We start from the raw sequence: 11,359 nt of genomic DNA on the forward strand, positions 1-11,359 counted from the left end.
CTCCCCAAGCAGTGGTACCCCATATCCACCAAATTACAGATTTAGCTTTTGATAAATTTTCCTCGTCTTCCATATTTGCTTTTATAAAAGCGACCTTACTTTCCATACCTTTTTTCATAGAAACGAGAACAACTAATCCGATTAGCATGAAACCAGTAGTTATCCAGAGTAATAAGTCCACCTTCTATACCTCCTTTTTTTATGAATTACTTTCCTTTCAATCTTCTTTATTCATTTAACCTGCTGCTTTACTTTAATACGTTTGAAACAAATAGATGTTCCAATTTTATATAAATTTTCCATTTATAATAAGTAAAAATCTATATGGCTTATTGAACTAAACTGCCCCGTTAGTTCAATAAGAAAAAGGCTCTACTCCTTATTGAAGTAAAGCTCCCCGTTAGTTGAATAATAGTATATGGAATTAATCGATCATATATTTTTCGATTTCATTAAAAGGATCATAATTTTTCAAATCAGATTTATCAATATTACTCTTTTTCGCCTCTTCTGTGAGAACATATTCCATTTGATTTACCCCGTTATGTGCATAATAGATATATTTAACATAAGGTTCATCTTCAAAAACTACTATTACATAAAATGGCGGCATTTTTACTCCATATATTCCATCAACAGATTTTATGTATTTCTTTTCATATCCCTTCTCATCCACTAAATAACTAGTCACTCTCTTTTCATATTCAGTTTTAGTGATTTCTATCTTTAAATAAGCAGCAAAGAAAACTGCACATATAAGCAAAAGAAATATGAATAAAATGATTTTTACTTTCTTATTCAAAATCCCACCATCTTTAAACATAAAAACACCTCTTTTGTATTTAAATCCCATTATAGAATATTGGTTTCCAAATGTCCTTGCTAATATTTTTTTAACTCTTCTTGTACTAAACTGCCCCTTTAGTTGAAGAAACTGAATTAATATTTACCTCTACTTAGCTGTTTAGAGACTTTTGTGTAAATAAACCAATAATGATGATATGTTTAAGAAGAAAAATTGAAAATTTGATAGTTGGTAAATATCATGAAGATTATTTAGTATTATCTATGAAAGATAAATCTAATGCCTTTTTGAGCTCATCAGGATTTTTTGAGCCTATTATAACAATGTCTCCTGAAGCTAACCTTAATTCGACACCCTCGCTTCCTGCAATATTATAAAGGCGTTCTCCATTTAGATTAATACGAATCCCCCAACCTCCAAATCGTTTTAGCGAACTAAAAGAAACACTTTTATAATCCCGAATACTTTGATAACGAAAGTCTTGGTATTCAAAATGGAAGGGGACAAATTTTATATACACCCCATCTCCACGTACTTCAGTTATCATCTTAACTTGGAGTGCTAACAAGGGCATCATCAAACCGAACAAAACCCAAACTATTACCAACCCAATATCCGACATCGGTTTATCTCCGAATTGAATTCCGTAAATAACCTGTTGGATAAACCCCCACCAAAAAATTCCTGAAACCGCAATTATCACTATTATGTATAGTAATTGTCTTGGCCGTTGAACTTCTCGATATAAAACAGAATCATTGCCTTTACTAATTTCTATCCACTCCTTGCTTAAGTTAATATCCTTTCTTCTTAAACAAATCTGCTCTTTAGTTGAATAAGCTCCTGTAAATAAAATACCATAAAAATGTAAAAAAAATTATTTTATTGAGATTGCAACAATCCTTTCGAAAAGAGCCTTTTATCTATTTCTCTTACTCAACTAAACTGCCCCGTTAGTAAAATATCAATATGTCTATATTTCAATAGAGTTGGCAATAATCCCTTTATTAATTACTTTTTAGGAGGTAGAAACAATGTTACTGTCAAAAGCAGGGGAAGCATTTGAATCAGACAAACGAATTGAAGGTTTTTCCCCACAGACATTGAAAGCTTATCGACTCCAAGCCTCATTACTAATTAAATATTTTAAGGATATAGAAATAACAAATATAGAAACAAATCTACTGAAAGAATATCTTTCGGTTACAGGGAAGCATTTAAAACCATCTAGCCTTTCACATAGAATTCGCTTTATGAAGTCTTTGTTTCGGTGGTCTCATGAAGAAGGTCACCTNAGAGCCTAAAGTGGGAAAACGGATACCTAAGTATTTATCTGAAAAGGAAATTGAACTTCTTCGTGAAGCTTGTCATACCGAAATGGAGAAAGCGATGTTTGAGTTTATGTTCTCTACAGGTTGCCGAATTGGGGAAATTGTTTCGTTGGAAAAGAACGACATTAATTGGTCCAATCGATCTGCGATAGTAAGAGGAAAAGGTGATAAGGAGAGGGAAGTTTATTTTAATATAAGGAGTGAAATATGGCTTAAACGCTATATTGACAATCGAAATGACACTGATCCAGCCATCTTCGTGACTGAAAGACATCCTCATAAAATGAGCGTCGCCCAAATGAGATATATCATCAAGCGAATCTCAAATCGTGCAGGAATTAATAAAGAGATACATCCACATCAACTCAGACATAATTACGCTACTCATTTATTAAACAATGGTGCACCTATTGAAGTCATTCAAAGTCTAATTGGGCATGAGAAAAGCGAAACCACTCGGACTTATGCTCAATTAAGTGGGAGACTTAGAAAAGAGTTTTATCAAAAGTACTTTTAATAATAAAGGACAACGTCTATATGACGCTGCCCTTTTACTAATGTACCCGTTAGTTGAAGAACTTAGATTATAAAACTGAGCCTCATAGCTGAAAGACGATTAACCTTAATCTCTCATAGGTTCTGAAAAACCATCAATTTGCTAACGGTGGTATATTAACTAGCCTTTTTCCCATAAAGTTATTAAATTTCGAGAGGCGAAATTATTCAACATCCCCCCTCAATTATTACTTTAAACTTTTATTTATTTTCCATTTCCCTGAAATGGCAGATAACATTAACCATGGCTCTATTACCATATTGATTAAAATATGAGCTATAATTGGTGCAAAGGTGCTCCTTCCAGTATAAATATAGAGCATAGCAAGAAAACAACCTAAGATCGTAGTTGAAAGAATTGCTGGAAGTGCAATTTTTATCTCTCCTCGCAATAATACCCATGCACCATGAGCAATTCCAAACGCAATGCCTGAGATTAACACTTGTGAAAGATTTGATAATCCAATAGATAATACATAATCCATGAGCAAATGTCTAAATACAACTTCTTCTACTATTCCACTTACAATAGCAGCCCATATACCAATTAATTTAAGCCAAGAAAATGTTAATAAATTTCTTTTTACATAAGGTATTGCAATCATTGTATAGGAAATATAACCTATAACAATTAATAAAGTGAAAAACCACATTGGTAAATTAAGTAACATTTCCGGTGAATATCCCCATCCATTCTCAATAAACCTCTTAGGATTATTTATATACCAATAAATAACACTTATTGTAAGCATGCTTGATATGCTTACTAATATCCATCCCGTCTTAATTCGGTCTTTTAGCGTTGTTATCTCGTTCATACTAGCTGCCTCCTTGAGTTATATTTTTAAATTACTTTTGTTAAAGCCAAATATAACGACATAAAAGTTTAGTAACAATACTTTACGAGTAACATGTCTTTATTGTTAGGTGAAATGCTTTTTATTAAATATAACCTTCATTATTCGAATCGTAATTTATGCTATATTTTTAGGGAGAGGTGATAGAGATGAAGATAGAAATAAAAATTGATACACAAATCGATGAACCCTATATAACAATCTGCGTGTCCAAATTAACACCAGCTATTCAGGCTGCAATCTCACTCTTACAACAAGAAAATGAACAAATTTTAACAGGGACTGCAAACAATAAAGTACATATTATCGAACCTAATTCTGTAATTGTTATTAGAACGGAAGGAAAAGAATTAGTACTATATAGCGACGATGGTAATCGTGTTATTATGAGTAAACCTTTATATGAGTTAGAACAGCAGCTAGGTGATGATTTTATCCGGATTTCTAAATCTGCAATAATTAATCCTAGAAAAATCAGGAATATTGAAGCTTCCTTTAATGGAACAATGGAAATTGAGCTTATTTTAGGAATAAAAGAAGTGATTTCTCGTAATTATAAAAAAATATTTAAAGAGCGTTTGGGGGTATAGTTACATGAACATTTTCAAAAGTTTAGGATTCGGAATAAGTATGGGATGTACAGTTTTTGTTACTGTTAACCTTATAGGATATTGGATTAAAGGGGATTTGTTTTTAAATGCTGTTATGGCTAGTTTTCCCCAACAAGTATTAGGATCGATTATTGTTGGAATTGCTTGTATACTCCCTTCATATATCTATAGAATAGAACGTTTAACATTCTTACAACAAAGTGCTTGTCATTTTTTTATATCTATAGGTACCTTTATAGTTGTTGCCTTTTCTTTAAAATGGATTCCAACATTTTCGATAAAACTAACGATCCTATTGTTGCTATTTAATGTATTAATTTTTGCACTAGTTTGGCTGTTATTTTATTTTTATAGTAAATCGGAAGTGAAAAAAATGAAGAAGAAAATCATTGTGCATACAGACAGTAGTAATAATCAATAGTATTCTAGAGAACACTTAAATAATACCATTATTATTTCTTCATTTTTCCTACTCTATTAACTTGTAAAATGCCTTAAATTAATAAACCTCTTGATAAATATAAACAAGTAAAATAATCATAAAAACCACAGAGAAATTTTTATTCTTTGTGGTTTTTAAGTTTGTTTTTATCTACTCTTTATTTTTCCATATCCATTCCTACATACTTCAATAGAGAAGACATAGTATTAATCTGTGTTGTACTAAATGCTTTTCCCCAATGGTCGTAAGTATCATTAGCCAGTTTTATGTTGAACAACATTTCACTAGCTGCGTGGTTATATACATCAATCTTACCGCTTTTCTTATCGTACGTATTTTTTACCTCTTCAGATGATTTTGAGTATGCCTCGTAGTATTCTTCGGTTCTTTTTAGCATATCTTCTTTTCTTTTACTTATATCATTTTCACTATATATACCTTTATTCATTAATTCATTTCTCGCACGTCTATAATAATCAAGTGCGGCAATTACATTCCCCCTCTGTTTTATAGTTAATTTACTATATACACTTGTATCATAAGGTCCAACATTCCTGCGTCCTTCTGAAATCTTCTAATCTTACTTCTGCAGTAATCTCTGTAATTTCTCCTTTGTCTACAACGTTTTTTAGTCATTACGGTAGGGTAAAAGATTGACAATAGGCGTCTTCACAAAAATATAACACTATGAAATCGGCTTGAATAATCGATTTCATAGTGTTTCTTGTTTAGCCTAATTTATGTTCATTAATGAGTGAAATGCTATCATTTTCATGTTCATGGAGTTCAAAGACAATGAGTTCATTTTCACCTTTTTTCAACAGTGGCCCAGGTAAGTATAAGGTCTCCTGCGGACCAACCTCCCAATATCTCCCAAGGTTAAATCCATTAATGAATACAACCCCTTTTTTCCACCCAGGCAACTCAACAAATGTATCCCCAATCTCCTCAACATCAAACTTTCCACGGTAGAAGGTAGGGAGACCTTTATGCTTAACTGCGTCTTTCTTAAAAACAAGTTGTTCAATATTATCGAGAGGCAATGTATAAATTGTCCAATCGAATAGGAACTGGTAATGAAATCGAACACCACGGGTAATCCCCTTCTTATCATATAACTCAGGTCCATAATTCACTCTCCCCATATTTTCAACGAGAATTTCCAAAGTGGCTCCTTCTTTAGGAATCTCAATATCAAGCGAATTGTTGTCCCACTGATCAATTAAACCGATATATTGTCTATTGACGAATACAAGTGCTCTATCTTTCACGTCCTTTATAGTTAATGGAGCTTTTTCATGTGGTCCATTAATAAAAGTCTGATACAATGTAAATCCGTAATTCTGACCCAATTCTTCCATTGTTTCTGGATTTGCACGTCGAATAGGCTGAGAAATATTTTCTAGCGCATCGAATAGACTAATAGATTCTTCCATTTTTATGGAACCATAACTGATTTTCGGAATCGGTGCCGGCAATACAAGTTCACCAATGTCTCGAAGTTTAGCAAGCGCCTCTCTGACAGCATAAAATTTAGGAGTAATATCTCCTGCCTCACTGATTGGACAGTCGTAGTCATAGCTGGTAACCGTAGGTAAATGCTTGCCGTCATAATTAGCACCGTTATAGAAACCAAAGTTCGTTCCACCATGGAACATGTAAAAATTAACTGAATTTCCTTGTTCAATCATTTCAAAAAAGGTTTTAGCTGTCTCATGAGGATCCCGTGTATGATGCTCCTCACCCCAATGGTCAAACCATCCGTTCCAATATTCCATAACAATATTAGGTGTATCCGGGAAATGTTCCTGTAATTTTCCAAAAGCCTCTTCTGGCCTCGAACCAAAGTTTACGGTTGCCAAAACATTTTCGACTGTTCCACCCTTTAGCATTAAATCTGATGGACCATCTGATGTGAACAATAGCACATCAATGCCACGCGAAATCATACCGTCTCGCAAATGCTTTAAATATGCCTTGTCATTACCAAAACTTCCATACTCATTTTCTACTTGCATGGCAATTATCGGGCCGCCATTTGTCGATAACAGCGGACGCATTTTTTCTAACAATACATCATAATAACGATCCACTTTTTCTAAAAATGGCTCATAGTATGAACGAACGCGCATATTTCGATCAGCAAGTAGCCAAGCTGGCAAACCACCAAACTCCCACTCCGCACAAATATAAGGACTTGGGCGGACGATGACATATAAGCCCACTTTTTCAGCAATCTGAATAAATTTTTCAATATCTGCAAGTCCTGAAAAGTTAAATTCCCCTTCATTCGGCTCATGCAGATTCCATGCCACATATGTCTCTACACAATTAAAGCCACATGCTTTCAGCTTTAGCAACCGATCCTCCCAGTATTCTGGAACGATTCGAAAGTAATGTATTGCTCCAGAAATAAGTTGAAATGGCTCTCCATTCAAATATAAATCTTTTCCTTTTACCGTTAAATTAGACAAATGACTTCTCTCCCTTTTACTTTGTGTGCATGTACAAGAATAGAGCATTTACTTAAGTCTCTAATTCATTACTTGACCTTGCTCCTCCAACTTTGGCTAATATATGCTGAGAATCTTCATTTTTTAAGCGATTAGATAAATCTACACCTCATGTTATTCTTATCACTCTGTCTATTACATTTTTAAAATAATCTGATTCCCTAAAGCCATTTTTACTGATAACTCTATCCAATAAGAATCTGATAGCAAACAGCAAATTTGTTTTACCTACATCGTTCATACCAAATACACCATTTTGATTTGTTAAATCAATACTTACCCTTTCAAAGTTAAGAAAATTCCCTACATTTAGACTTTTAAGATTCATTAGTATCCTCTCTATTTAGTATCATTTTGTCTATTTGAAAAAAATTCCCTATTACTATTATAATATCAGAAAATTAAAAAAGTAATAACCTCAAAGTGATTTTTGAAATTATTACTTCTTTTAATTTTATCGTTATAAAATCTGGTTTGTATCATGCAAGTTTGAAGTTACTTATGATATGATTCACCGAAACTAGTATTAAATTCTTTATAAAATGGAATTCCATCTTGGTCTAAACTGCCCCGTTAGTTCTTAAAAAAAGCGAACTTTTTTCAAGAATCGCGCCATTTTCTCCAATAAATATTTTCGCTATATTCGGTTTGTCCTTACTGTTATTGGGAACAATATATTGGCATGCTATTTTGAATGGAGGAATTTAACATGGGCAAAACAATTTTCATTACTGGTGCAGGCACCGGACTTGGCAGAGGTGCAGCAATTGGTCTTGCCAAAAAAGGCCATCGTGTAATTGCGACTACAGAGCTGACTTCTCAAAAAACGGACCTCCTGCTGGAAGCAAATGACCTGGAACTGGATATAGAGGTGATTAAAGTCGATATTACGAACCCTTTGGATCTGGAAAAGATTGAGAAATATGATTTTGACGTATTTGTTGCAAATGCTGCCATTAATGAACGAGGGCCGCTCGGGGAAGTGCCGATGGAACGGTTTCGGGCACTTTTTGAGGTAAATGTTTTCGCAACGTTGGAAACAGTGCAGATAGCTGCACGGAAGATGGTTGAAAAGGGAAGTGGGAAAATCGTCTTTATGAGTTCACAATCTGGAATTATAGCATCTCCAAATGGCGGTCCATATGAAGCTACAAAGCACGCGATTGAAGCAATTGCCCATGTCCTACACTTGGAACTTGAAGGATTTGGAGTAAAAGTTGCCACCATTAATCCTGGTTCCTTCAAGACAGGTTTTAATGATCGATCTGCAGAAGAGCTATGGACATGGTACGATGAAGAGAAAAACTTCACGAAGAAAGAGGATATAAAAAAGGCGGAAAAGGGGTTAAAGAACCAGCTTGATCCGGAAGATATGATTGCAAAAATGGTAGAAATCATCCCAGCTGACCATCATAAATTCCGAACCGCCTATCCTCAGCAAACGGAAAAACAGATGAAGCAAGAAGAACAAAAGTGGTGGGATATGAACATTTAAGAGAGCTGCCATATAATGAAATGATGAGACCGTTAAAAGTACTGCCATAGAGATCTATTTATTCTCAATGGAAATATCACGTAAAATACCGAGCTTATTGATATATCAATAAGCTATTTTTCATTTTAGGTAATATTGTTTTTACCTCACATAATAAAAATTCACGGCAGTATTTAGCTTTACTACTCAATAAGAAAAGGCTGCCATGTAAGACAGCCAATACTTTGCCCCCGTTAGCACAATAAGGATTGTCAAAAATAGTATCCTATTAATGAATACCAAAATGCTTTTCAAACCAATTGCAAGCTTCAAGTTTCATATAATAATTAAATTGGTGATCGACAAAAGGCATGTTGAGTCGAAGATTTTCTGGCTGTCCAGCGTACAATGGTAACAACTATTCATAGAGTTCTTATGAATAAGTAAATAGTGAATCTGTTTCTTGATCATCATTAATAATTAGCAATGGTTTTGGTGAAAAATCACTCAACTTTTCATATGGATCTATCATTTGGAAATACTCTGTTCTTTTTGCTATTTCGTTCTCTGCATTCTGAATCGGTTCTCTCCATTGTTTTTTTGAGCCCCTTAGTTTGTCTTATAAGGTGCCATTTTTCACTCTAATAATTTATCACTTCGTCAAGTTTGGCAAAAGATAAAATGATCATCATGATTCCAAATGTGCAGATGATCAGCACGGTATCCACGAAGCCACAACGCTCCATTTATTCGTCTAAGATAAAAGCCCTTCGGAAAATCATCGTCTTCAGTTAGTATCTCGGATGCTATTGTGATAGAGCCAGATGGAGCTTGATGCTGTAAAGAATTCCCCGAATAACCTTCAGGCTGATCCAAATACCCCAGTCTAAGGTGAGCTGCTAGCTCAAGCGGACACAATTCCAAACCAAGATCGCTCGCTCTTTTAAAAATCTGAGTAGTATTAGCTCCATTAGGAAAGCCAAGATCGCTAACGGTTAATTCGACGGTCTGCAGGCTGTACTTTGTATCAGAAGTCGTGAATTTATCATCTGCTATCAGCCTCTCCCCATATTCATTCATCAAAATAGAGTGTTGTTGCAATTTTTGAATAAGTTGCAGTTTCGTAAGTCCACCAACTACTACTTTCCTAGATATAATTGGGCAATTAGGGTATAATTTCTTATTTTCGATACACATTCTTAGCCACTCCTAATAATTTTTGAATATACAAGCTGGAAAACCGATATAATGGACTGTGTTTAATAAGCTACAATTTCACTTGCTCAAATGTCTCATCCAGCCAACTACCTAATAGCTCTTCGAAAAAGAGTCTCGGTGCAGATTGCTGGTCATTTTGTAGATGGCTTTTTGCCACAGCCATAATATTTAACTTCGGAACAATAAATATATATTGTCCAAACAGGCCACTAGCATAGTAATAATCCATCGGGGTGTTAGTATTAGTATCTTCATAAGTCCACAGCTGATAACCATATCCATATGTTCCTTCTTTTGTGGTTTCAACTTGTTTATATGGTCTTTTTGCCTGAATGATCCAGGTGGATGAAATCACCTGATTTGAATTAAATCGCCCTTCGTTTAAAAATAACAATCCAATCTTCACCATATCCTCTAAATTTAACGAAATACTAAAACCACCCCCGTGAATTCCTTGTGGGTCCTTTACCCAATTGTATTTTTTTATCCCTAATGGACAGAATAAATATTTTTCAGCAAATGAAGCGGTGGGAATTCCAGAAATTTTTTGTATTATCGCACTTAGTAAATGAGAGTCTCCTGAATTATATTGAAAGGTTGAACCTGGTTTATGTATAATTGGTTGTCCTAGTATGAATTTAACCCAATTTTTTGATCCTTGGAATTTCCCTACTTTTAGCCCCGAAGTCATGGTCAGCAAATGAAATATTGTAATTTCTTTCTTTTGCGGATGATTAGACTCCAATATTTCTGGAAAATAGTTTTGAATGGGTTCGTGAATATTTTTTATTAATCCTTTAACTACCATAATTCCAATTAATATAGAAACAATGCTCTTTGTAATTGAATAAACCTTTGAAGGCTTTTCTACGACCTTTTTATTCTTCAAGTATTCGAAGATCCGTGTATTCCCTTTATGAATGACAAAAGCTTCAATTCTAATACTTTTAAGTTTCTTTTCTAACTCAAAAAAAGATATCTCACTCATATCTCTAGCCCCTTTCAAAAACACTACTAAATATTCTCCTTTTATAACTTATTTATATTCTCCTTTTATAACTTATTTCCTTCTTTATTATGCTAACCCGCTCCTTTAGCTGTAAAAAAAAGAGCTGTCTAAACAGCTCAACGATCTTTTTACTAAAGCCCACTTTAGTTTAAATACAACTCTACTCAATATATTACAAATCTCTTCTACAATAGGGTATTAAAAAGTAATCAACGTTCTTTGAAAAAGAAAAAGCAAATCCAATGCGAATGCGTTTTATGGTCATGGGTGAGTTGCTTTTAGATGGTGGCATTTTCGAAAATTTCAATGCAACTGAGCTCAACGATAAAATATTAAATGCTTATTTACTAAATTTAATTACTTTTAGGGGAAGCACGATTATTAACGGAGAAGTTGTATATGAAAACAAAGAAGTTGAGTTTGTACTTGAATAGTTTGTTTTAAAAAATAAGCACTATGCAATTAAAATGAACTGACCCAAGAAAGTTAGACATATTTAGTTAAGCAGCTTCTAAGACCTGAGTTCGGTATTCCACCGGGCTTA

The 11,359-nt window shown here is 34.0% G+C and carries 14 protein-coding genes and 1 pseudogene; 6 read left to right on the forward strand and 9 right to left on the reverse strand.

Annotation, left to right across the window (positions count from 1 at the left end; translation table 11 throughout):
* From AMD00_RS04395 to AMD00_RS04405, 3 genes are all read right to left on the reverse strand, one after another.
* The coding region (locus tag AMD00_RS04395; RefSeq protein ID WP_053415856.1) for a hypothetical protein at positions 1-181 on the reverse strand (181 nt) is incomplete at its 3' end.
* A 243-nt stretch (positions 182-424) separates the two neighbouring features.
* Complete coding sequence (locus AMD00_RS04400) at positions 425-823, reverse strand: DUF3139 domain-containing protein (protein ID WP_053415857.1); 399 nt, start codon at positions 821-823, stop codon at positions 425-427.
* 229 nt (positions 824-1,052) lie between these two features.
* Positions 1,053-1,625 carry a DUF6141 family protein gene (locus tag AMD00_RS04405; protein ID WP_407701118.1) on the reverse strand — a complete coding sequence of 191 codons (573 nt, stop codon included), beginning with the start codon at positions 1,623-1,625 and terminating at the stop codon, positions 1,053-1,055.
* Positions 1,626-1,839: 214 nt separating this feature from the next.
* Between AMD00_RS04405 and AMD00_RS23860 the strand changes: the two genes are divergently transcribed.
* Together AMD00_RS23860 and AMD00_RS04410 are read left to right on the forward strand one after the other, a co-directional pair.
* Positions 1,840-2,099 (forward strand): site-specific integrase (locus AMD00_RS23860; RefSeq protein ID WP_245639478.1); only part of this gene is annotated, 260 nt, incomplete at its 3' end.
* 1 nt (position 2,100) lies between these two features.
* Positions 2,101-2,653, forward strand: a pseudogene (locus tag AMD00_RS04410) (tyrosine-type recombinase/integrase); the annotation flags it as partial.
* A gap of 226 nt (positions 2,654-2,879) precedes the next feature.
* Here the strand turns inward: AMD00_RS04410 and AMD00_RS04415 are convergent.
* On the reverse strand, positions 2,880-3,509 hold the full coding sequence (locus tag AMD00_RS04415; RefSeq protein ID WP_053415859.1) for a CPBP family intramembrane glutamic endopeptidase: 630 nt from the start codon (positions 3,507-3,509) through the stop codon (positions 2,880-2,882).
* A 188-nt stretch (positions 3,510-3,697) separates the two neighbouring features.
* Between AMD00_RS04415 and AMD00_RS04420 the strand changes: the two genes are divergently transcribed.
* Positions 3,698-4,138 (forward strand): LytTR family DNA-binding domain-containing protein, encoded by a 441-nt coding sequence (locus tag AMD00_RS04420; protein ID WP_053415860.1) that lies wholly within the window; start codon positions 3,698-3,700, stop codon positions 4,136-4,138.
* A 4-nt stretch (positions 4,139-4,142) separates the two neighbouring features.
* Positions 4,143-4,580 carry a DUF3021 domain-containing protein gene (locus AMD00_RS04425; protein WP_083446106.1) on the forward strand — a complete coding sequence of 146 codons (438 nt, stop codon included), beginning with the start codon at positions 4,143-4,145 and terminating at the stop codon, positions 4,578-4,580.
* A 178-nt stretch (positions 4,581-4,758) separates the two neighbouring features.
* Here the strand turns inward: AMD00_RS04425 and AMD00_RS04430 are convergent, their stop codons facing one another.
* The 3 genes from AMD00_RS04430 to AMD00_RS04440 form a co-directional block, all read right to left on the reverse strand.
* Complete coding sequence (locus tag AMD00_RS04430; RefSeq protein WP_053415861.1) at positions 4,759-5,049, reverse strand: calponin homology domain-containing protein; 291 nt, start codon at positions 5,047-5,049, stop codon at positions 4,759-4,761.
* Between the two features lie 280 nt (positions 5,050-5,329).
* Positions 5,330-7,075: a glycoside hydrolase family 35 protein gene (locus AMD00_RS04435; RefSeq protein ID WP_053415862.1), complete on the reverse strand. Its 1,746-nt coding sequence runs from the start codon at positions 7,073-7,075 to the stop codon at positions 5,330-5,332.
* A 148-nt stretch (positions 7,076-7,223) separates the two neighbouring features.
* A complete protein-coding gene (locus AMD00_RS04440; RefSeq protein WP_053415863.1) occupies positions 7,224-7,442 on the reverse strand; it encodes an AAA family ATPase in 219 nt (72 codons plus the stop codon).
* Between the two features lie 381 nt (positions 7,443-7,823).
* On the opposite strand from AMD00_RS04440, the gene AMD00_RS04445 reads away from it, so the two are divergent.
* A complete protein-coding gene (locus AMD00_RS04445) occupies positions 7,824-8,609 on the forward strand; it encodes an SDR family oxidoreductase (protein ID WP_053415864.1) in 786 nt (261 codons plus the stop codon).
* Between the two features lie 639 nt (positions 8,610-9,248).
* Here the strand turns inward: AMD00_RS04445 and AMD00_RS04450 are convergent.
* Entirely contained in the window at positions 9,249-9,785 is a 537-nt protein-coding gene (locus tag AMD00_RS04450) for a hypothetical protein (RefSeq protein WP_053415865.1), read from the reverse strand.
* Between the two features lie 70 nt (positions 9,786-9,855).
* The gene (locus AMD00_RS04455) at positions 9,856-10,794 is read right to left on the reverse strand and encodes a serine hydrolase domain-containing protein (protein ID WP_157059169.1); all 939 of its coding nucleotides are present in this window, start codon (positions 10,792-10,794) and stop codon (positions 9,856-9,858) included.
* Positions 10,795-11,057: 263 nt separating this feature from the next.
* Here AMD00_RS04455 and AMD00_RS04460 point away from each other — a divergent pair, with 263 nt between their 5' ends.
* Positions 11,058-11,249, forward strand: a complete 192-nt coding sequence (locus AMD00_RS04460) for a hypothetical protein (protein WP_053415867.1) — start codon at positions 11,058-11,060, stop codon at positions 11,247-11,249.
* Positions 11,250-11,359 lie beyond the last annotated feature (110 nt).

The organism is Viridibacillus arvi (assembly GCF_001274945.1).
Taxonomy (GTDB): Bacteria; Bacillota; Bacilli; order Bacillales_A; family Planococcaceae; genus Viridibacillus; species Viridibacillus arvi.